The organism is Candidatus Methylomirabilota bacterium, from assembly GCA_035936835.1.
Classification (GTDB): domain Bacteria; phylum Methylomirabilota; class Methylomirabilia; order Rokubacteriales; family CSP1-6; genus AR37.
In genome coordinates, this window is record DASYVT010000174.1 from 24,270 (window position 1) to 45,187 (window position 20,918).

Sequence of the window (20,918 nt, forward strand, 5' to 3'; positions counted from 1 at the left end):
CGTGGCCGTCTCGGCTCCGGCGCTCGGGGACGCCTTCGCCGCCATCGTCGGCGGTGAGCATCTCACCACGGCCCCGTCACAGCTCGCGGCCGCGGCGGTTGATGGCGTGACGCCGCGCTGGCTGGCTCGACCGGGCTCGCTTGACGAGGTCAGTCGGGTGATGGCCCTGGCATCCGCTGAAGGCCTGGCTGTCGCCCCGAGGGGCGGCGGCTCGGCGCTCGACCTCGGCACGCCGCCGCTCCGGCTGGACGCGGTTCTCGACCTCTCGCGCCTGGCGGGCATTCTCGAGTATGTCCCCGCCGATATGGTGGCGACGGTGCAGGCTGGCGTGACGCTCGATGCGCTGGATCGCGAGCTGGGCAAGCACGGGCAGATGCTGGCGCTGGACCCCTATGGCGGCGGCTCGCGCACCGTGGGCGGCGTGCTCGCGACGAATGCCAGCGGGCAGCGGCGCTTCCGCTACGGCACGGGACGCGATCTCCTGCTCGGAGCTCGCTTCGTTCAGGCGGACGGCACCGTGACATGGGGCGGCTCCAAGGTCGTCAAGTCGGTGACCGGCTACGACATCCCGAAGCTTTTGACCGGCTCGCTCGGGACCCTCGGCGTCATCGTCGAGGCGGCGCTCAGGCTCCATCCCGTTCAACCCGCCTCCGGATCATGGCTCTTCTCCTTCACCTCGCGCGAGGCCGCGGGCGCGCTCGTCGTCGCCGTCCTCGCGTCCAGCCTCGAGCCCGAGCGCCTGGCGTGGCTCAATGCCGCGGTGCTCGGGCTCGTCGGGAGCGAGAGAGGAGAAGCGGCGCTGGCTGTGTCGGTCGCGACGGTGGCCGAGGCGGTGACGTCTCAGGGCGCCGAGCTCGGCTCGATGGCGTCGCGACTCGGCGCACGCGTCTCGGCGCTCGACCCGGCCTTCTGGACACGGATGGGCGGCGCGCTCGCGAGCTCCACCGTGGTGAAGCTCGCGAGTGAGATCCGCCGCCTGCCGTTCTGGGCCGGTGAGGTGGAGCGAGTGATATCCCGCCACGGCCTGACGGTGTCGCTCGTGGGCGAGGCGGGCAATGGGATTCTTCGCGCCGCAGTCGAGGGGAGTGTCTCCCCGGACACGTGGGCGAGGGAGATCGTGGCGCCGCTTCGAGAGGCCCTCGCGGCCGAGGGCGGGAGTCTCGTGGTCGAGCGGGCGCCCCTGTACCTGAAATCCGCCGCCGACGTCTGGGGGCCGGTCCCAGAGACGGCGCTCGCCGTGATGAGGCGGCTCAAGGCGGAGTTCGACCCGGGCGGGGTGCTGAACCCCGGACGCTTCGTAGGCGGCCTGTGAGCACGGTGACGGCCGGTGCCGGCGCCGGCGCATTTGACACCACCGACGCGCCGTCCATGGAGGGGTTGAGAGCCTGCGTTCACTGCGGCATCTGCCTTCCGCAGTGCCCGACCTATCGCGTGCTCGGTCAGGAGATGGACTCCCCGCGCGGGCGCATCTACCTCATGCGCGCGGCGGCCGAAGGCCGCATCGGGCTCACGCCGGTCCTGGCGCGCCATCTCGACCTCTGCCTCGGCTGTCGAGGCTGCGAGACGGCCTGTCCCTCCGGAGTCCCCTTCGGACGGCTACTCGAGGCCACCCGTGGCCAGCTGGAGCGGCAGGGCATCCGCGCGCCCGAGAGCGACCGCGCGACCAGGCGCTGGGCGCTCGAGACCTTTCCGTACCCGGCCCGGCTGGCGCCGCTTCTCTGGGGACTCCGCTTCTACCAGGCTTCGGGGCTCCAGGCCCTCGTGCGCGGGTCGAGCGTGCTGGCGCCGTGGAAAAGGCTCAAATCCATAGAGGCGCTGCTGCCCGCGATGTCTCCGTCAGCCCCGCTGCCAGAGTACATACCGGCGCGAGGCAAGCCTCGGGGGCGCGCGGGACTTCTGACCGGCTGCGTCCAGCGCTTCTTCTATTCGGACGTCAACGCGCGAACCGCGCGGCTGCTCGCGGCGGCAGGATGGGACGTGGTCGTGCCGCGGGCCCAGGGCTGCTGTGGGGCGCTCCACCTCCACGCGGGAAGACTCGACGAGTTCCGTGGAATGGCCTCGCGCATCATGGCCGTGTTCGGCGAGGTCGTGGACGTGGTGGTGACCAATGCGGCCGGCTGCGGCTCGGCGCTCAAGGAGTACGGTCACTGGCTTCCGGATGACGGCGGCCCGGCCTTCGCGGCGAAGATCAGGGACATCTGCGAGGTGCTGGTCGAGTCGGATCTCCCGCTGGGGAGGCTCGAGGAGATCGTCGCCTACCACGACGCCTGCCACCTGGTCCACGGCCAGAAGGTGCGCGCCCAACCGCGCGAGCTCCTGCGGCGCATCCCCGGGTTGACCGTGGTGGACATCAAGGATTCCGACCTGTGCTGCGGCAGCGCCGGGATTTACAATCTCACCGAGCCCGCCATGGCCGAGAAGCTCGGCAGAATGAAGGTTGAGCGCATACGCGAGACCGGCGCGCGCATCGTGGCGGCGGGCAACCCGGGTTGTCTTATGCAGATCGCGAAGCACGCGAGGGACATGGGCGTGGAGCTTCAGGTCGTCCACCCGGTCGATCTCCTGGCGCGCGCGCTGAGGGATGCATGAAGATCAGGATCGAAGACCACGTCAAATTCGAAGGCGCCAAGATGGCCAAGATCGCGCTGGCGACGACGGACCGTGCCCAGCTTGACCTCTACTGCGTGGCGCCCGGCCAGTACCAGAAGCCCCACACCCACGGCGACCAGGACAAGATCTACTATGTGCTCGAAGGAGCCGGCCGGTTCTCGCTCGGAGACAAGGAGGAGCGCGTGGCGGCCGGCGAGGCGCTCGTCGCGGCCGCCGGAGTCGAGCACGGCCTCGTCAATGACGGCGCCGAACCGCTGCTGATCCTTGTGGTCGTGACGCCGCCGCCTCCCCACGGGACCTCGTCTCATGAATCGGGAGCCAGGTCGTGAGGGCCTCGATCATGATCACCTGTCTCGGTGACATGTTCTTCCCCGAAGTGGGTGTGGCCATGGTCACGCTCCTGCGGCGCCTGGGCGTGACCGTGGAGTTCCCCCAGGGACAGACCTGCTGCGGGATGCCGCTCTTCAACTCGGGCTATCACCACGACGCGGCGGTCGTCGCGGCGCGCACCGTCGAGCTCTTCGCCGGCGCGGAGCACGTCGTCGTGCCCTCCGGCTCCTGCGCCTGGATGGTCAAGACCGAGTACCCGGGACTTCTCAAGCACGATCCGGCGCTCAAGGCGGCAGCCGAGGCCCTGGCGAACAAGACCTACGAGCTGTCGCAGTTCCTGGTGGACGTCCTCGGCGTGACCGACGTCGAGTCCTCGTTCAGGGGCAAGGTCACCTACCACGACTCCTGCCATCTGCTCCGCGGCCTGGGCGAGTCGCGCGCGCCGCGGACCCTGCTCAAGGGCGTCAAGGGCTGCGAGCTGGTCGAGCTGCCGGGCTCGGACGAGTGCTGCGGATTCGGCGGCTCCTTCTCGGTCAGGTTGCCCGAAGTGTCCACCGCGGTCCTCGACAAGAAGCTCGCCAACGCGGAGGGCACGGGCGTCGACTGTCTCGTCGCCTGCGACGCCGGCTGTCTCATGCAGATGGGCGGCGGGCTCACGCGACGGGGATCGCGCGTGCGTGCGGTGCATCTCGCGCAGGTCCTGGCGCCGGCGGCGGGCGCGTGAGCGACGCGAGCCTCCGGACTCCGTTCCCGGCGCGGGCGCATGCCGCGCTCGAGGACGCGCACCTGCAGGAGGCGCTCGGCATCGCGACGACCAAGTTCATCGGCCTCCGGAAGGAGGCCTTCGCGGGCTTCCCGGAGGGCGAGGCGCTCCGTGACAGGGCGCGCGCCATCAAGGAGGGGACGCTCCAGCAGCTGGACCGCCACCTCGAGCGCCTGGCCGACAACATCGAGCGGCTGGGCGGCCACGTCCACTGGGCGGCGACGGGGGACGAAGCGCGCGATATCGTCTTGCGCCTCTGCCGCGAGAATGGCGTCCGCATGGCCGTGAAGAGCAAGTCGATGGCGACGGAGGAGATCGAGCTCAACGACGCCCTCGAGGCAGCCGGCGTCAAGCCCGTCGAGACCGACCTTGGGGAATACATCATCCAGCTCGCCCACGAGAAGCCCTCGCACATCATCGCGCCCGCGATCCACAAGACCAAGAGGCAGGTCGCCGATCTCTTCTCGAAGGAGCTGGGCGGCAGCTTCGAGGCCGACCCGGAGGTGCTGACCGCCGTCGCGCGGAAGGAGCTCAGGCAGAAATTCCTCGACGCCGACATGGGCATCACCGGCGCGAACTTCGCCGTGGCGGAGACCGGGACCATCGTGCTCGTAACCAACGAGGGCAACGGGCGCATGGTCACCTCGCTGCCGAGGATCCACGTGGCCGTCATGGGGATGGAGAAGGTCATCCCGACCATGACGGATTTGATGGTCTTTCTCGCCATCCTGGCGAGGAGCGCGACGGGGCAGAAGCTCTCCTCGTACACGACGCTGGTACGCGGGCCGCGCCAGCCCGGCGAGAGCGAGGGGCCGGAAGAGCTCCACCTGATCCTGATGGACAACGGCCGCACCCGCCAGATCGCGGGGACGCTGCGCGAGGCGCTGTACTGCCTGCGCTGCGGCGCGTGTCTCAACGTCTGCCCCGTCTACCGCCAGATCGGCGGTCACGCGTACGGCTACACGTACCCAGGCCCCATCGGCATCCTGCTGACCGCTATGCTCAAGGGCGCGGCCTCGGTCAAGGACCTCGCTCACGCCTCGTCCCTCTGCGGCGCTTGCAAGGACGTCTGCCCGGTGCGCATCGACATCCCGCGGATGCTGGTGGATCTCCGCGAGCAGCTCGACAGGGAGAAGATCGCGTCGTGGCCAGAACGGATGGTCTTCCGGGCGGCCCGGCGGATCATGACGTCGCCCGGGCTCTTCCGCCTCGGCGCCGTGCTGGGTAGGGTCGCGCAGAGGCCCTTTGTCAGGAACGGCAGGCTCAGGGGGCTTCCGCTCTTCTTCGGAAAGTGGACGCGCACCCGCGACCTGCCGCCTGTCGCGTCCCGCACCTTCAGCGAGCGCTGGCCAGAGCTCGAGCAGAGAAAGGACCTCGAGCGGCCATGACGACCCGCGCCGAGTTTCTCGGGAGCATTCGTCAGGAGATGGCCAAGACCCGCGGCCTGTTCGAAGCGCGGCCCGTGCCGCGCCCCGCCGACGCCCGCCAGGCCGCCGAGGTCGTCAGGCGCCAGATGCTCGAGCGCTGGCCCCAGGCCCTAGCACGCTTTCGCGAAGAGTTCGAGCGCGTCTCCGGGGTCTTCCACCGGGTTTCGAAGATGGACGAGGTCCCGGGGGTGATCCGCCGCATCGCCCAGGAGCGCCAGGCGACGAGTGTCCTGTCATGGCATCCGGGGGCGCTCGGGCTCGACTTGCGCGGGAGCCTGGGCGCGGAGGGGTTCTCGGTGACCGTGGCTCCGAACGGCGACCCAGACGCGGCGGCTCGCGCGGTCCACCGGGACGCTGCGGCCCGCGCCGAGATCGGCGTGACCGGCGTCGACTGGGCCCTGGCGGAGACCGGCACGCTCGTTCTCGTGTCGGGCAGGGGACGGCCGCGCTCGACCTCGCTCCTGCCGGCGACGCATGTGGCCGTCTTCGGGCGCGACAGACTGGTCGAGTCACTGGAGCAGGTGGGAGTCATGCTGGAGGCGCTCCACGTCAACCCAGCGCTCAGCATGTCGGGCGCCGTCATCAACTTCATCACCGGCCCCTCGCGCTCCGCCGACATCGAGCTGACCCTCACGCGCGGCGTCCACGGGCCGAAGGAAGTCCACGCCATTTTCGTGGAGAGGCCCAACCTCGTGGAGGCCAAATGACCCCGCGCCTTTTCACGGCGGCCGAGATCAACGCGATGATCCCGCGGCTCACCGATCTCATGGACGAGGCGATGGAGCTCCACCGGAGAGCAAGCGCGCTCCAGGAGGCGCTCGGCGAGGAGCGCGAGCGGATCAGGGTCTCGGGCGGCGCCATGGTGGACCAGCGCGACTGGAAGGCGCGGGCCGAGAGGCTCGACGGCTACGCGATCGAGGTCAAGCAGGTGCTCCAGCAGGTCCTCGACCTGGGCGGCGTGACCAAGGACCTCGAGACGGGGCTCGTGGACTTTCCAGGCTTGGTGCCACAGGTGGCGGGGTCCCAGCCGGTCAATCTCTGCTGGAAGCACGGGGAGGACGCGGTCCGCTTCTGGCACGGCTTCGACGAGGGGTATGGGAAGAGGAAGCCGCTGCCGTGACGCCGTCGGCCGTCCTCTTCGACCTGTTCGACACGCTCGTCCTGCTGGACCGCTCGAGGCTGCCGGAGGTGCACGTCAACGGCAAGACCCGGCGCACGACAGCGGGCCATCTCCACCGTGCCTTCCAGCCGTTCGCTCCCGGCCTCTCTTTGGAGGACTTCGTCGACGCGCTCTTCTGGAGCTGGGAGGAGGCGGAGCGCCTTCGCGGCGAGAGCCACCGGGAGGTGACGGCGCCCGAGCGCTTCGGCATGATGTTCGGGCGGCTGGGCCTCGGCCAGGGAATGGTGCCCCCGGAGGCGCTCCAGATGCTGCTGGCGACCCACATGAAAGAGCTCTCGAAGGCTGTGGTCTTCCCCGAGCACCACGGTGAGCTGCTGCGCAGTCTCAAGAAGCGTCATAGGCTGGCGGTGGTCTCCAACTTCGACTACACGCCGATGGCGTGGCACATTCTTGAGCGAGAAGCGGTGGCTGATCTCTTCGAGACCGTGGTCGTCTCCGACGAGGTCGGCTGGCGCAAGCCCAAGCCCGTCATCTTCGAGCTGGCGCTCCAGCGCATGGGCACGGCTCCCGGTGACGCGCTGTTTGTCGGCGACCGCGCGGACATCGACGTCGCGGGCGCCCAGAGCGTCGGCATGGCCGCGGCCTGGATCAACCGCGACGGGAGCCCCTTGCCAGAGGGCGTGCAGGCTCCCGAGTTCGAGATACGGGACCTGGCCGAGCTCGAGCGCATCCTGGGTGTGTAGCAGGGTGTCTAACATCTGGGGCGTGTAGCACTGGGGCATCCAGGGCCCGATTCGGCGCATCCAAAGGGCGAGACCAACAGGAAGGCAAGGAGAGGACATGGCACCGACACGGAAAGTGGTCATCATCGGCTCAGGCCCCGCGGGCTACACCGCCGCCGTCTACGCGGCGCGGGCCAATCTGGCCCCCGTGATGTTCATCGGCATCCAGCCGGGCGGCCAGCTCATGCTGACGACGCTGGTCGAGAACTACCCCGGCTTCGTGGACGGCATCGACGGCCCGCCCCTCATGGAGACCTTCAAGGCCCAGGCGGCGCGCTTCGGCACCGAGATGATCGCGGAGGACGTGACGGAGGTGGACTTCAGCAGCCGGCCGTTCCGGGTGAAAGCCGACGACGCAGCTGTCGAGGCCGACACGGTCATCATCGCCACGGGCGCGTCATCGAAGCTCATCGGCCTGCCCAACGAGTCCAAGCTGATGGGGCGCGGCGTCAGCACCTGCGCCACCTGCGACGGCTTCTTCTTCAAGGACCAGAACATCATGGTTGTGGGCGGTGGCGATTCGGCCATGGAAGAGGCGCTCTACCTCTCGCGCCTCGGCCGCCAGGTGCAGGTGGTCCACCGCCGCGACGCGCTCCGCGCCTCCAAGATCATGCAGGAGCGCGCGCTCAAAAACCCGAAGATCGAGTTCATCTGGGACACGGGGGTCGAGGATGTCCTCGACCCGGCCAAGGGCAAGGTGACGGCGGTGCGGCTCAAGAACCTCAAGACGGGCGCCCAGTGGGAGACCCCGGTGGACGGCCTCTTCGTCGCCATCGGGCATCTGCCCAATACGGCCATCTTCAAGGGGAAGATCGACCTGCACCCCAACGAATACGTCAAGGTCGCGCCGGGGACCACGCAGACCTCCGTGCCCGGCGTCTTCGCGGCGGGCGACGTCGCCGACTTCACCTACCGCCAGGCCGTGACCGCCGCCGGCACCGGCTGCATGGCCGCGCTCGAAGCCGAGCGCTACCTCGAGGCCCACCACTCCGGCCACTGAGGCGGCCTCGGCCGACAGCGTAGAGCGGAGCGTAGATGACATAACACCCGTTCTCAGTTTGCCCCGCGCGGTGACCGCGATGCCAGCTGCGTCGATACGGTCCGCGACCACGGCTAAACGTGGAGCGCGGTCGCGCAGTTTCTCAGCGTAACTCAATGACCGTCAGCCGCGCCCCTCTCACGTAGCGAGGTCAAGCGGCCCGATTCGGGCGTGGCGGATTGCAAGACTCGACCCTGCTTCGCGTCGGTGCGCTGCGATCGCTAGGGCGCCAGTCGGCCTCGGCGGAAGATGAGGATGGACTCGACGCGCTCCGAAGGCCGACCCGCGTTGAACGCGATGCCTTGGGCTGCATACCAGAGCGACGCACTTTCCGACGGCCCGTACCGCGCCTCCACCTCGGTGACGGGATCACCGACGCGCACCCCGCGCCACGTGACGGGGCCCAGGGGCGGATCCTCCCCCTGCCAGCTCAGCTCCACCGCCTCGACCCCCGTCGCTCCCAGATGGACGCCGAGCGTCAGATCCGGATGCGGTGTATATCGCAGCAGGCGCTGCGCCAGCGTGGAGCCCCCGTCGCTGCCCGGCACTCCGTGGACGGCTCGCACCTCTTCCTCTCGCATCCCCAGCCGGACGCCGCCGAGGCTCGCCCCGTCCTGTACGGGCTGTCGCTGCATCTCGGCCCGGCGGATGGCCGGCAGTCCCTGCGCTTCGCCCCCGCTCGGGGCTGTGGTCAGTGCGAGCAGGAGGACGAAGAGTCCTCGCGCCGCCGCCCTCATCGTCGGCCGACCACGTGATACGCCCCGGTGGTCGGCCCACCAGCCGCCAATGGATCGGGCGCCGTCAGCGCCTCGAGTGCCTGACCCTGCCGGTGGAAGCGGAGGTCGATGAGCCCGTAGAGTAGGCCCGGCTCCAGCAGGTCGTACTGGCTTTGAAGTGCCTCAGAGAAAACCAATTCTCGGGCCGTGCTGACAATGCGCGTCTGGCGCTGGCGCGGGAAGGTGAAGATGGTCGTCAGCAACATCCCCGCGGTACGGTTGGCATCCACCAGGTGCGTGGTGACGAAGACCCCGGGGTTCGCCGGCACGCTGAGGCTGGCCAAGGGCGTAAGCCCCCCCGTGAGTGGCCGCCACTGCCAGGCCTGTATGAACTCCCGCTCCTCTACGAACCGGCTATCGGCCGCCAAGACCGTGTAGCCCTCCGCCGGCCCATCCGACCGCCGTAACTCCCCCAGGATCGTGACGACCTCCACGTCGTGACTCGTGGAGGACCCCCTCACGACCGCCCTCAGTCGGCGCGCGGGGAAGAAATCGGTAGAGAAGGCCACGAGCCCGCTACTCGCCTGGGAGCCGACCTGGACGGTGCCGTAGCCTGCGGTGGTCCATTCGCGCCGGTAGACCCCTGTCCGGCTCACCCCCGTCACCCCGTGATCTATGGCGAACGTCCCAACCTCCGGCTCGTCCCCGAGTGGCGCCACTGTAAAGAGGGGCACCCAATTGCCGCCGACATCCCGCAGGTCGTAGACCAAGGTCCCCTGCTGGCGCGCCCGGTGGCTCGTCTGGACCGTGTCGTCGCAAGTCTTGCCGACCACAATCCGGCGCGTGAGGTTCACGATGAACCAGCAGTCGTTGCGCAGGCCCGTGAAGAAGTCCACCGACCCAATCTGGCCCGAATTCCCGATGGTGCCATCTCCCTGGTGTCGCAACACCGGGACCTCCACGAGCGGGGGCGCCCCAATCCTCACGTAGACCAGCCCCACCACCTCGCCCCCGCGGTTCAGCGCGAAGTCCAGGAGCGACCAGTCATAGTCCGGCGACTGATCGTCCAGCGGCATCGTCAGGCGGAGGGGTCGTGTCCGGTCCATCGTCGTGGTGTATCCCGGGTCCGTGCCGAGGAAGCTCACAACGCCGTTGGTGTCCCGAGCGAGCGCGACCACGGTCTGCTCGTAGTCCACCACGCGCTGGTCCGTCCAGGTCGTCCCCAGATCGATTGGCGTCGGCCCGAGCGTCACGGGGTCGCCAAGCGAGATGAGGTCCACTGTCCTGACGGCGGTCAACGGGACCGTTCGGCTGCCCTCCGCCCGCTTGATGCGGTAGGCCTGGAATCGCATGTCCAGGATGCCGATGAAGGCCTGAGTCACAAGCGTGTTGTCCACGTCGCCCCACTTCACGACCTCTGGACCGACGGGCGGGAGCCCCAGCCCCAGGGGGAAGATCCCGGTGGCGGTCCGCAACATCCAGTCGCTCCCGCCGCGGAAGATCTGCTCGACCGCCGCCGCGGGCTGCACCTTGCCGATCACGGCCCCCGCCTCGCCGCCGAGCGCCCCCTGGTAGACCACCGTCACCGCCCGCGCCTCGAGCGACGGGTCCACAACTATTCCAGCCTCGCTCGTGAGCCCGGGCTGGGTCGCGCCGATACTCGCCTCGCCCACGTTGGTCCGCACCCCGCTTGCATCGTCCACGTGCACCGACAGCGTGCCGCCTCCCAGTGGGTCCACCTCCGAACGGTTCACGACCTTCAGCAATGAGGTTGCCGGGGCCGTGGGGTTCGCCGTGAAGACCGGCTCCAGCCGCCCGCGGAAGAAGTAATCCAGGAAGCCGGCAGAGTAACCAACAGCGCGGGGAATCAGCACGCCGCCGATGGAATCGTAGTTTGCCGACGTCAGAGTGAATTCCGGACCTTGTTGAGTCTGATTCTTAAGTCCCCGGAACTGATCCCACAGTGAACGGGCACTGACTTTCACACCGGCAATCGTTTCGCCGGTGAGTTGATCTATCATGTCGGCCAAAAAGATGATCGCCGTCCCGGTCGCCACCCGATCTCTCGTGAGCGGAATCGTGATCGTCTCTTCCACCTGCCGGTACGCATTCGGCTGGCAAGTCGGATTGGCAAGGCCGCCGCACCGAAATTGTGGAGGCAGGGTCGGATCATCAGGAAGATTCGTCCCTACCGTGAAGAAGTTCCGGCTGCTGAAGTCGGCCAGCCCGCGATTTCCAGGTGCGCTGAAGAAATGCTGGTAGTCAGTGAGCTGTGCGGGGCCGTATCCGCCGAGAGGAAGCGCGTTGGCCCGAAGCGCTGCCTGCTGTCCTCGCGCGACCCACTCGTAGTACCACTCGTACCAGCTCCGCTCGCCTCCGAGGTTGCCGAGGCAGCCCGTGTGAGGGTCGTTCCGTGTGTGCTGCGGCTGGCCCATGTCCTGGATCAGGTGCCCGACGTGCCCGAGCGTGCGAAAGAGGAGCGCCGTATTCTGCTCCCGCTCCGCCCGCGGCGCCGCCGTCAACGACTTGAGCTGATAGTCGCGCGCATCCAGCAGGGTGAAGTGATTCTGGTTGTCCGCTGGTCCTCGGCCGACGCGACCCAGTGCCCAGTCGGAGGCAGGAGTCCCGTTCACCACGAGTGGGATCCTGAGTCCACCCCCACCACGTTGCACATCAAAGAAGTGATTCGTCATGCGGTCGATGAGCGTCGGGGGATTGGGGGGAGGACTACATCCGAGGAACTCGAGGGCCGGGTGCCGCTGATAATCGTCCTCCCGGATCGCTCCTTCTCGCATCCAGTCGCGGGCGGTGCGAGTGTTTTCGAAGAGAGCTAATTGATCGGGCGTCCCTGGGGGACGGTCGTCGAACGGTCCAGTGCTCCCCGGCACCTGGAACTGGTCCTCGGGCTTGAGACCCACGTCCTCCAAGTAGTTGCGAAAGCCGCTCGATCGATCTATGGCCGCGTTGGTCATCTGCTCGTGGGTGCGAAGCTCATACGCCTCAAGCGTCGCCGCAAGACCGCACAGGAGGACGAGACCGAGCCAGAGTCTTCCGTGACTCTTCATGGTCTGCCCCCTTCTTCCAGACGCCGGATCGAGCGTTCCAAGTTCTCCCTATAGCTCTCCAAGTCTCTCTCCTCGATGCCGGTTCGCGGGAGCCGTTCCACTTCCGCCCGGAGACGGTAGAGACGGTTCAGATAGGGTGTCCGCGCCGGTTCGGGTCTCTTTGGGTCGAAGTTCCCGCCGATATCCCAGCCCTCCACCCGCAGATCCTTCAGCCATTCAGCTGGGCTGCCTCGAAAGGGCTCCATCGCAAAGGTCTCCCCGTCGCGCGAGAAGCGCCGGATGCCCGTGTCGAACTCGCCGTCCGGGATGTGGCCTCTGATCGTTCGGCGCAGGCCGGGCTCCGGCCGGGGCAGCACATACCCCGGCTTAAACAGGGTGATGAAGGGACGCTCCAGTTCTTGATAGCCGCGAAGCGGGCCCCATCCGGCGAACCGCAGCACGCCGTCGGGCCCGCTGACGGCGTCCTGCATGAAGACGGCCTGCGTGGCGCTGCCGACCGAGTAGATCATCCAGACGGCCAGCCCGTGCACATCGACGAGGGGCCGGCCGGTGTCCTTGTCGATGACCCGGATCGTGAACGGTGGGCTTTCCCAGTAGCATTGCAAGAGCATGCGGCAGAGCATCGTGCCCCCGTCCGCGCGGACGGGGGAGGGCCAGGCGAGCGCGAGGAGCAGCAGGCTCCCCATCGCAACCCAGCGCGCTCTCCCCCCAGGGTGCCTGGATCCCAGCACCGGCACGCTCACATCTCCTCGATCAACCATCGGCCGAGCCCATCGCGCCGGAAGTAGACGAAGTAGAGCATGGTCCGTCCGTTCTCCCCGCGGGTCAGCACGATCTCCGCGAGCTGGGCGAACTGTAAGGCTAGCTGAGCATCGCCCAGACTGGTGGCGACCGCGGGGAGATTGGAGCCGAAGGCTTGAAAGAGTCGTTCGAAACGCGGCTGAGCTGTTGACACGATGTAGCCGAGCGCCGCTGAGATGTCACCCGCCTGCAGTCTCGCCTTGAACGTCGCCCACAGCGCTTGGAAGCGGGCCTCCGCTGCTCCGGCGTCCTCCACATTGACCACGGCGCTGGCCGTGTAGGTCTGTCCCTGTTCGTCGGTAGCCCGGAGCCGAGGGAACCGTAGGCCCGGGCTCGTGTAAAGAGTGCGCACGTTGGTGAACGTGGTCACCGGGGGCCCAAAGATCCCACTGCCTGCTACGTCCAGCTCGAACTGCACCAGCGCGCGCCCGGACTGATTAATGGCTTCCCATCGGACCTCAAGGGGGCCGACTCCATCAGTCGGCACGCCGCGCAGCACGAGCGGCGGGGCGGGGCCGCCCACGACGTTCAGATTGATCCGTGAAGAAGCCTGGACGCCACTGGCAGTTCTCGCAGTGGCTTCGATGACCTGGCTGCCGGCGGACAGATTGACCTCGGCGACCCAACCCGTGCCCGCCACTAACGCCGCTACGCCATTTACGCTGACCGCCAAGTCGGGCGCGAGGCCCGGCGCCGAGAGGGTACCTCGAACCACTACTATACCCGCCGGCACCGTCGCCCCTGCGGCCGGGTCGGTGATGGTCACTGCGAGGGCTTGACCCACAGTCCACGTCCGGCTGGCGGGGGTTGGGTCCTCGTTGCCGGCAAGGTCGAGGGTTTTGACCTCGAAGGTGTGCGCGCCCGGGATAAGGCCGCTCACCGTGGCTTGGGTCGCCGCGCTGAAGGCTGAGTAGGCGCCGCCGTCCAGTCGCCAGGCAAACCGTAGCGCATTGACGGGCGCCAGGTTGTCAGTCCCCGTGAAACCGAATGTCGCCGTCGTCTCGCTCACGGTGCCACTGGGCCCCGAGGTGATCGTTGTGTCCGGCGGCGTATTGTCCACGAGCAAGGTCTGGGTCGCCGTGGCCTCGTTGCCGGCCCGGTCCTCGGCCACCACCCCCAGGGTGTGGGTCCCGTCGCCTCGGCTGCTGGTATCGAGCGAAGCGGTCGTCTGGAAGGGCTGCCCTGCCGCTGGCGCAGGATTGGTCACCGTGGCAAAAACGACGCCATCGAGCGTGAACCGCAAGGCCCGCACTCCGCTCCCGGCATCGGTCCCGCGTCCCATCACCGACACCGTCCCGCGCACCCAGGTATTCGGCGCCGGCTGCAAGATTGCGACGGCCGGCGATTGGCCATCGTGGAGCACCCGGGCCTCCGCGGGGGGCGAGGTGAGCCCGTCGCCCGCGTGCCCCGTGGCGAACACTTCAAGGCGGTTGTCGGCATTTTCGGCCAGTGCCACCACCACGCTGAAATGTCCCGCTGTGTCGGCGAGCGCAGTCGCTCCGGTGGGGTCGTCGTTGACGAACGCGGCGACGCGGGCCTGCGGCACGGTCATGCCGGTAACGGTCAGCGAGACGTTCCTCGTGACGTCTGGGAGACCGTTCAGGGTCGGGGCCGGGGGCGCCCGGAACCGCAGCACGCGGGATCCGTCCGCCACGTAGAGATGGCCCGCGGCGTCGAAGGCGAGACCCTGAGGGCCGGTGAGCCCCGCGGCATAGCTCGTGAGCCGGCCGCTGAGGTCCAGCTTGCCCACGGCCCGCTTGATCCGATCTTCCGCCACGGTCAGTTCCTTCGTGGTGAGGAAGAGCGCGCTCAGCATGTCCGTCGCCAGCCCCTGCGGCTTCTTGAGCTGATTCGCCGGCCCCAACACGGCGGGCGGGCCGGGCGTACCATCGGACACGATGGCGAGCTGGAAGATCACGCCATCCCCGTGCGCGTCACTCTGCAGGCCGCGCGTGGCAAGAAAGAGCGCCGCCCCGTGGACGGCCACCCCTTGCAGGTTCTTGAAGCCCCCGGCGAATTGACGGGTCAGCCCGCTGGTGGGTGAGCGGGCGAGCACGACCTCGGGCTCGGCCGACTCATCATCCGGCTCCGGGTCGGTTCCGCGGGTCAGCCGCCGGGCCGAGACGTAGATCGTGCCGTCTGGGCCCACGGCCGGCCAGCGCGGCTGCTTGACCTCGGTGATCAAGGCCGTCCGCGTGCCCGTCGCCTCAACCCGTACCACCCGCCCGGCCCGCTCCTCGGCGATGAGCAACTGGCGGTTCCGATCGAGCGCCAGCCCCATCGGCCGTTCGAGACCCGTCGCGACCACGACCCGGGCGCCCGTCGGATCGATCCGCGTCACGGTCCCGGTGCCGCGGTCCGCCACGTACACCGCTCCGGTGATCGCATCCGCCGCGATCCCGCGCAAGTCCGTGAACCCGTCCGCCCACAGCTCGGCCTGGTCCAGTCCGGTGACGTCGCTGGCGGGCGCCCTGGCGGGATCGGGCGCTCCCGCCAGCAGGACGACCAGCAGGAGCCCGAGCCGCATCCCGCGGTTGACCCACGTCCGCTTCTTCACCGAGACCTCATCGATTCCTCATCTCCGTTTCGCGCGCGAGGGCTCGCCTCCTCGCCATGGGCCCTCGCTGGACTGTCGGCAGACAAAGTTGCGGAGCGTAGATAACATAAAGCCCGTTCTCAGTCATGGCCCGTCGAGCCCGAGGTGGGTCGCCGGATCGCGAGTTTCTTCATCCACGGGTAGATCTCCCAGAATCTCGGGTTCCTCGCGCGAGACGCCACGCCGACCAGGAGCTCGGCGTCTTCGCTGCGGCCCGTGGGTCCGGTCAGGCGTCCCCCTCACGCGGAACAATTCCATAGACCCAACTCTACGTTCGGGGCCGCGAGCCCCGCAAGAGTGTCAGGAACGATACGGTGAAAAGCAGGAACGCCGACGCCCACTGAGGTCCGGAGCCGATGAGGGCCTTTGTGTTTCCTTCTCCTGAGAAACTGCGCCCTCGATCAGCTTGCCGGTTTCGGGATTAACGAGTGAGAAGCCGAGATTGGCGGCGCGCTGGAGCCTGGGGAACATAGTGCCTGTGAAATCGGTGAGCCCTTCTGCGCCCAGCGCGGCTCCCGCCTGTTCCATCGGCGGGAGTGCTCCTGGGTGCGCCGCATTCCCGAGGTCGAGCGTGTCGAGCTCAAGCACGTCGGGGACGCGCGCGACCAAGCGCGATTGTTTACTTCATACAAAGGACCGCGCTAGCCTTCGGCAGAAGAAGCGCGAAGGAGGCCATTCATGACCCCCGACCCAATTGCTACGCTTTTAGCCGAGTTCACTCCTTACCGGATGCTGATCAGCGCCATTCAGGGCGCGACCATCACCGGCCCTAGCGAGGGTCGTCATGTGGCTATTTAAAGTTGAGCCACGCAAGGAATGGGCATATTGGCTGATTGGGTTCCTGTTCGTGTTTTCACTAATTGTCACTCTCGGGCAAGTATCCAACCCGCCAAGACATGAGGAGCGCCCGAAGCTCGTTCTTGGCATAGACGATATTGTCATGGTGGATGCTCCCAAGAAACCCGAAGGAACTCCCGTCGGTGTCGCCCTGTTAGTCGCCAATGTCAGGAATCACGGGGAAGCGGCCAGCACGGCAGAGATATTTAAGCTCACCGTTCGCACGTCAAACGGCAACACTTTCATAGGGAACAGGGAGACTATTCCGGAAAGAATTGGCCTTCCGTTCCCTAACGGACAGACCATGTGGGTAAGCGGGGAGGATTCGCTAGATCGAAAGGCGACCACGGTGATCCAGCGCGGCGCTCATCTGCGCGGTAGGCTGCTGTACTGGTTCGAGAGTCTTCTTGTGAAGGATCTCCGTGAGACGGGGGTCGTGTCCCGATTGGTGTGGAAAAGAGAAATGGCGCATTCTTCCGGAAGGTTGACCACCCCTTACGGGCCGTCTTGCAGGACGGCCTCCGGAGGAACACGCCATGGGAGAGCATACCAGCACGCAGCCAGTCGCGGGTGAGCAGGGCCGCAGCACCCTGGGGGAGTTGATCCACGTCGCGGTGCGCCGCGCGATCGAGGCCGCGGTGGAGGCGGAGTTGGCGGCCACGCTCGGCGCGGGCCGCTACGAGCGCCGCGACAGCCGGCACGGCTACCGCAATGGGACGAAGACGCGGACGCTGAGCGGGCCAACCGGGGCGATGGCGCTCTCGCTGCCGCGGGCCACCGTGGAGACGAGCGCTGGCCGACAGGAGTGGCGGTCGATGTTGGTGCCCCGCTACCAGCGACGACTCGCGGAGGTCAACACGGCCGTGTTGGCCACGTATCTGGCCGGAGGCAACACCCGGCGGATCCGGGGTGCCCTGGCGCCGCTGCTCCACGGGGCGCCGTTGTCGCGCAGCGCCGTCTCGCGGATCGTGGCCACGCTCAAGAGCAGCCTGGAGGCGTGGCAGAGACGGCCCTTGGACGACCTCGAGGTCGTCTACGCCTACCTCGACGCCCTCGCGCTGCGGGTGCGCAGCGGGGGCCAGGTGGTGCGCGTCCCGGTCTTGGCTGTCGTGGGCGTGCTCGCCGACGGCCAGAAGGTGCTGGTGGAGTTGGACCTGTGTGGGGGCGAGTCGTATGAGGCGTGGAAGGGGTGCCTCGACGGCCTCGTCGGGCGGGGGCTGAAAGCCCCGCTGCTCTGCATCATCGACGGCCACGCCGGCTTGCGGCGCGCCATCGGCGAGGTCTGGGCGCGGGCGGCGGTGCGGCGCTGCTGCGTCCACAAGCTGCGGAACCTGGAGCGCAAGGCTCCCAAGCATGTCTTGGACGAGCTCCGCGCGGACTTCCACCGGATCGTCTACGCGACGAGCGCCGAGACCGCCCGGATGGCATGGACCGCCTTCGAGCGAGCATGGGGGAAGCGGTGTCCCGGCGTGGTCAAGAGCCTCCAGGAAGGGGGCACAGAGCTGCTGACGTTCTTCAGCTTTCCGAAGGCCCAGTGGAAAACGCTCCGCACCACCAACAGCATCGAACGGTTGAACGAGGAGTTCCGCCGGCGCGTGAAGACGCAGGGCGCGCTGCCCACCGAGGACAGTGCGCTCATGCTCCTCTTCGGCCTCGTCGCCACCGGACAGATCAGGTTGCGCAAGCTCGACGGCTACACGCAACTCGCGGCGGTGATCCGGCAGCGGATGCGGCCCGCCGCGTGAACATGGACCCGTGTGAGGGGATATCCAGGTATGGCCGGCGCGCTCAACGTGGCTCTGGAGCCAAATGCGGGGCCGCCTCTTCACGTCGTGCTACCCTCGATCCCGCTCAGGAGCCGGAAGGACGCCGTTCCACATTTTCCACATCAAGCGGGACACCACCGAGACGGGTACCGTCTTTACTCTTTCAATAACCGACAACTGGGAGCATGAGAGCACATTCGCATACACCGTCCCAGCCGATGGGCTCATCGCCCCCATTGAAGTCCGGGACTATCCAGGCATGAGGACACAAGCAGAACTCAGCGTGACTCCGATACCGACCAGAAAGTGAATACTGCTACTTCGGATCTACGAGCTTTCGGTAGGGCATCCCGTCAGCAGGAGCCTAGGTAACATAGCGCCTGATCTCGGTCATGGCCCCCCGAGGCCCAGGCTCTTGCCTTGGCACAGAGGACCTCGACTTCACGCAGCGGCTCAAACGTCGAGACGGGAGCGTTCTCCTCCGCGAGCCATTGCGTACCTCCGGTCGTCGCTTCCTCGCCCGGAGACCGTGGGGCCCCTTCTTTTTCATCGTCTGGCCGCTCGCGCTGCACACGCTCGGCTTCGACACCCAGCGTTACTCCGAACGCTGGCGCGATGCCGGTGAGCGCACGCCCGGCATGCCCTGGCCAGACGGGTCTACCAGGGGTGGATCAACCGGTCGACCGACACCGCGCCCGCCCCTCCCACAAGGACGGCCAGCGCCATCCCGATCAGCGCCAAGTTCATCTCGAAGCCGTGCCCCTTGCCGGGCTCGAGCGACCAGTTGAGGAAGAAGCCGTGGCGCCAGTGCACAGTGGCGATCGCCACCAGCATGACGATGATGAGCCCCACGGCGGCGGGCCGGACAAGCACACCCACGATCATGGCCAGCCCGCCGCAGTACTCGGTCAAGGCGGCGAGCACCGTGAGCGGCGCCGGGACACCGAGGGATTGCCTGAAATAGGTGATGACTCCGCGCAGCCCCGGCCCGCCGAACCAGCCGAACACCTTCTGCGCGCCGTGAGCGAAGAAGATGATTCCCAGAACTACTCGCACGATGAGAAGGGACTGCGAGGCGAAGGTCCCGAAGAGCATGTCCATGGCTCTCTCCTCCACTTGTTAGGCAATCGATGCTGCACCCCAGTGGCTGGACGGTAGGGCGCGAACCGGGTGCGTGTCAAGGGCGCTTGCGGAGCCTCGCGCACGACAGGAGGTTGAGCCATGTCGGAGGCCAGTGCACGGTCTCTCCGGGCGGGAGAAGATCAACGGGGGCGGCAGGACTTTCAGCAACTTGCCCTCGCCCAGAAGCCCCGGCGCTGTAAGTCCAGAAAGTTGCGCGCCGCGAACCCAAGACCGGGACTGGTCAAGGACGGCCCCCAGCAAGACGAAGCCGAGCGTGTTCTCAGCGGTCGGCACCCCGTAAGGGCTGAGCGAACGAGAGGGAGTGGCCGTCGGGGTCGGTCAGATGAAAGTAGCGTTCGCCCCACGACGCGTTCCGAGGGGGCGCCTCCGGCGTGAACCCCTGAGCCAGGACGTGCGCGTACATAGCGTCAACGTCGTCGACGTAAAAAATGACGCGCACCCGATCCGACGAAGGCGTCCGATCCTCGGCCCTCGCGAGGTTGAGGTATCCCTTGCCGACATGGAACGATGTGAAGGCGCCCGTTTCGCCCCCGTAGGCCATCGAAAATCCAAGTGCCTCATAGAACCGGACAGCTCGCGCCATGTCGCTCGTGGCAAGCGTGACAGCGCTGATCGAGCGGATCTCTGGCATTCCGCCCTCCGTCAATGTGGATCAGCGGCCACCGGAGCGATGGGCCGGTCGATCGTCATCCGGTGAGAGGACCCCGCAAGGCGGATCAAAGGGGACGGGTTGCCCCGACGGCGGCAGCGATGAATCTTGGCGCTTGTTCCTGGACCCGCACGATATCCGGCAGAAAGCGGATGTCCGCGAATCCGGCGGCTTCCATGGCCCCTTTCCACTGCCCGGGCGTGAGGAATCCGCCGCTTGGACGATAGAGCGGATGGAGCCGCGGGGATCGGAACGTCTCTGTCAGGTTGAAGACGAACTCCGACTCGATCGGCTGCCGCGCCTGAGAGCGCACGCACTCGGACAGGATAAGGCAGCCGCCCGGCTCGAGAGCGCCCAGCACCTCGCCAAGCGTGAAATCCAGGTCGTGGGCCACGTGAAGCGTGTTGACGGCATAGACGACCGACACGCTCCCGGGCGCCACCCCCTGCTCCCCGAACGGGCGGTTCATGTCGAGGGACGCGAACGTCACGCGAGACAGCCCCGGGTGCCGCGTCCGCAGCGCCTGTTCTCCACGGCGCAGGAACGCGGGCACCAGCTCCGTGAAGCGGTATTCCGCGATCGCGCCGAGCCGGTCGGCCGCCTCCAGCCGCTCCAGCAGCGCCAAGGCGCCACTGCCGAGCCCCCCGCCCACCTCGAGCACCACTCCGCCGGACCGGGGCAGCCACTGCTCGACCGCGAGCGCTCCCACGCGGTTGTTGACGACATAGAGACCATTGTCGTTGGAGAAGTAGTCGATCCAGAGCCTGAGCCGCCGGGGGGAGAAGAGCACCTCTTCGCCGGTGACCTTGCCGCGCAAGAACGCCGGGTAGTCCCGCGCGACGGTCTCCGCAAGGGTGTAAGCGGGCATCCACGAGGGATCGAGTCGTTTCTGCTCCTCGCTCACAGGGGCGGGGTCGAGCGTCGGGAATGGGCCGAGCGAACGGTACCGGAACGCGGCGCCGGCCGACAGCTCCTCGAGCAGCCCCCGGGCGGCCAGAAGCCGAAGCATCCAGTCGAGCGGCACGAGCGCCTGTGAGCCAGCGAACCCGGCGCGCGTCGCGATCTCCGCCGGGGTGCCCGGCTCCCGCATCGTTTGCTCGAGCCCCGTCTCGCTGACCACCCGCAGCACGAGCCGATGGATGAACTCGTCGTAGAGAAGATGCAGGCGGACGAACGAGGCGTCGAAGAGGGTCAGGAGCTCGGGGGGGAGCAGTCCTCGCAGCAATGCCGCTGCCGCGGGAGCTTCCGCTCGCCCGATCTCGCTGGTCGTGTCC

At 67.6% G+C, this 20,918-nt stretch carries 18 protein-coding genes; 10 read left to right on the forward strand and 8 right to left on the reverse strand.

The window, feature by feature from the left end; genetic code table 11:
- Position 1 precedes the first annotated feature (1 nt).
- From VGV06_15585 to trxB, 9 genes are all read left to right on the forward strand, one after another.
- Complete coding sequence (locus VGV06_15585) at positions 2 to 1,312, forward strand: FAD-binding oxidoreductase (GenBank protein HEV2056565.1); 1,311 nt, start codon at positions 2 to 4, stop codon at positions 1,310 to 1,312.
- Positions 1,309 to 2,589 carry a (Fe-S)-binding protein gene (locus VGV06_15590; protein ID HEV2056566.1) on the forward strand — a complete coding sequence of 427 codons (1,281 nt, stop codon included), beginning with the start codon at positions 1,309 to 1,311 and terminating at the stop codon, positions 2,587 to 2,589. The genes VGV06_15585 and VGV06_15590 overlap by 4 nt, the downstream gene beginning before the upstream one ends.
- Positions 2,586 to 2,939 (forward strand): cupin domain-containing protein, encoded by a 354-nt coding sequence (locus VGV06_15595; protein HEV2056567.1) that lies wholly within the window; start codon positions 2,586 to 2,588, stop codon positions 2,937 to 2,939. The genes VGV06_15590 and VGV06_15595 overlap by 4 nt, the downstream gene beginning before the upstream one ends.
- An 11-nt stretch (positions 2,940 to 2,950) precedes the next feature.
- On the forward strand, positions 2,951 to 3,664 hold the full coding sequence (locus VGV06_15600) for a (Fe-S)-binding protein (protein ID HEV2056568.1): 714 nt from the start codon (positions 2,951 to 2,953) through the stop codon (positions 3,662 to 3,664).
- Entirely contained in the window at positions 3,661 to 5,091 is a 1,431-nt protein-coding gene (locus VGV06_15605) for a LutB/LldF family L-lactate oxidation iron-sulfur protein (protein HEV2056569.1), read from the forward strand. Before VGV06_15600 ends, VGV06_15605 begins: the two co-directional genes overlap by 4 nt.
- Positions 5,088 to 5,837: a lactate utilization protein gene (locus VGV06_15610; protein ID HEV2056570.1), complete on the forward strand. Its 750-nt coding sequence runs from the start codon at positions 5,088 to 5,090 to the stop codon at positions 5,835 to 5,837. The genes VGV06_15605 and VGV06_15610 overlap by 4 nt, the downstream gene beginning before the upstream one ends.
- Positions 5,834 to 6,250: a DUF2203 domain-containing protein gene (locus VGV06_15615; protein ID HEV2056571.1), complete on the forward strand. Its 417-nt coding sequence runs from the start codon at positions 5,834 to 5,836 to the stop codon at positions 6,248 to 6,250. The genes VGV06_15610 and VGV06_15615 overlap by 4 nt, the downstream gene beginning before the upstream one ends.
- Complete coding sequence (locus tag VGV06_15620; GenBank protein HEV2056572.1) at positions 6,247 to 6,993, forward strand: HAD family hydrolase; 747 nt, start codon at positions 6,247 to 6,249, stop codon at positions 6,991 to 6,993. The genes VGV06_15615 and VGV06_15620 overlap by 4 nt, the downstream gene beginning before the upstream one ends.
- A 97-nt stretch (positions 6,994 to 7,090) precedes the next feature.
- The gene (trxB, locus tag VGV06_15625; protein ID HEV2056573.1) at positions 7,091 to 8,032 is read left to right on the forward strand and encodes a thioredoxin-disulfide reductase; all 942 of its coding nucleotides are present in this window, start codon (positions 7,091 to 7,093) and stop codon (positions 8,030 to 8,032) included.
- Between the two features lie 260 nt (positions 8,033 to 8,292).
- On the opposite strand, the gene VGV06_15630 is transcribed toward trxB, so the two are convergent.
- The 5 genes from VGV06_15630 to VGV06_15650 form a co-directional block, all read right to left on the reverse strand.
- Positions 8,293 to 8,808, reverse strand: coding sequence for a hypothetical protein (locus VGV06_15630; protein ID HEV2056574.1), 516 nt, complete (start codon positions 8,806 to 8,808; stop codon positions 8,293 to 8,295).
- The gene (locus tag VGV06_15635) at positions 8,805 to 11,852 is read right to left on the reverse strand and encodes a hypothetical protein (GenBank protein ID HEV2056575.1); all 3,048 of its coding nucleotides are present in this window, start codon (positions 11,850 to 11,852) and stop codon (positions 8,805 to 8,807) included. The genes VGV06_15630 and VGV06_15635 overlap by 4 nt, the downstream gene beginning before the upstream one ends.
- Positions 11,849 to 12,475 carry a hypothetical protein gene (locus VGV06_15640; GenBank protein HEV2056576.1) on the reverse strand — a complete coding sequence of 209 codons (627 nt, stop codon included), beginning with the start codon at positions 12,473 to 12,475 and terminating at the stop codon, positions 11,849 to 11,851. The genes VGV06_15635 and VGV06_15640 overlap by 4 nt, the downstream gene beginning before the upstream one ends.
- 116 nt (positions 12,476 to 12,591) lie before the next feature.
- A complete protein-coding gene (locus VGV06_15645) occupies positions 12,592 to 15,180 on the reverse strand; it encodes an Ig-like domain-containing protein (protein ID HEV2056577.1) in 2,589 nt (862 codons plus the stop codon).
- Positions 15,181 to 15,549: 369 nt separating this feature from the next.
- The gene (locus VGV06_15650; GenBank protein ID HEV2056578.1) at positions 15,550 to 15,858 is read right to left on the reverse strand and encodes a hypothetical protein; all 309 of its coding nucleotides are present in this window, start codon (positions 15,856 to 15,858) and stop codon (positions 15,550 to 15,552) included.
- Positions 15,859 to 16,622: 764 nt separating this feature from the next.
- On the opposite strand from VGV06_15650, the gene VGV06_15655 reads away from it, so the two are divergent.
- Entirely contained in the window at positions 16,623 to 17,831 is a 1,209-nt protein-coding gene (locus VGV06_15655) for an IS256 family transposase (protein ID HEV2056579.1), read from the forward strand.
- Between the two features lie 678 nt (positions 17,832 to 18,509).
- On the opposite strand, the gene VGV06_15660 is transcribed toward VGV06_15655, so the two are convergent.
- The 3 genes from VGV06_15660 to VGV06_15670 form a co-directional block, all read right to left on the reverse strand.
- A complete protein-coding gene (locus tag VGV06_15660; GenBank protein ID HEV2056580.1) occupies positions 18,510 to 18,953 on the reverse strand; it encodes a DoxX family protein in 444 nt (147 codons plus the stop codon).
- 301 nt (positions 18,954 to 19,254) lie between these two features.
- Complete coding sequence (locus tag VGV06_15665; GenBank protein ID HEV2056581.1) at positions 19,255 to 19,626, reverse strand: VOC family protein; 372 nt, start codon at positions 19,624 to 19,626, stop codon at positions 19,255 to 19,257.
- 85 nt (positions 19,627 to 19,711) lie between these two features.
- The coding region (locus tag VGV06_15670; GenBank protein HEV2056582.1) for a methyltransferase at positions 19,712 to 20,918 on the reverse strand (1,207 nt) is incomplete at its 5' end.

Bases quoted from the DNA above. Each gene is read 5' to 3' on its own strand.
- VGV06_15660 (HEV2056580.1), bottom strand. From the start codon at position 18,953: ATGGACATGCTCTTCGGGACCTTCGCCTCGCAGTCCCTTCTCATCGTG.
- VGV06_15595 (HEV2056567.1), top strand. From the start codon at position 2,586: ATGAAGATCAGGATCGAAGACCACGTCAAATTCGAAGGCGCCAAGATG.
- VGV06_15610 (HEV2056570.1), top strand. From the start codon at position 5,088: ATGACGACCCGCGCCGAGTTTCTCGGGAGCATTCGTCAGGAGATGGCC.
- VGV06_15665 (HEV2056581.1), bottom strand. From the start codon at position 19,626: ATGCCAGAGATCCGCTCGATCAGCGCTGTCACGCTTGCCACGAGCGAC.
- VGV06_15600 (HEV2056568.1), top strand. From the start codon at position 2,951: ATGATCACCTGTCTCGGTGACATGTTCTTCCCCGAAGTGGGTGTGGCC.
- VGV06_15635 (HEV2056575.1), bottom strand. From the start codon at position 11,852: ATGAAGAGTCACGGAAGACTCTGGCTCGGTCTCGTCCTCCTGTGCGGT.
- VGV06_15655 (HEV2056579.1), top strand. From the start codon at position 16,623: ATGGGAGAGCATACCAGCACGCAGCCAGTCGCGGGTGAGCAGGGCCGC.
- VGV06_15630 (HEV2056574.1), bottom strand. From the start codon at position 8,808: ATGAGGGCGGCGGCGCGAGGACTCTTCGTCCTCCTGCTCGCACTGACC.
- VGV06_15615 (HEV2056571.1), top strand. From the start codon at position 5,834: ATGACCCCGCGCCTTTTCACGGCGGCCGAGATCAACGCGATGATCCCG.
- VGV06_15645 (HEV2056577.1), bottom strand. From the start codon at position 15,180: ATGCGGCTCGGGCTCCTGCTGGTCGTCCTGCTGGCGGGAGCGCCCGAT.
- VGV06_15640 (HEV2056576.1), bottom strand. From the start codon at position 12,475: ATGCTCTGCCGCATGCTCTTGCAATGCTACTGGGAAAGCCCACCGTTC.
- trxB (HEV2056573.1), top strand. From the start codon at position 7,091: ATGGCACCGACACGGAAAGTGGTCATCATCGGCTCAGGCCCCGCGGGC.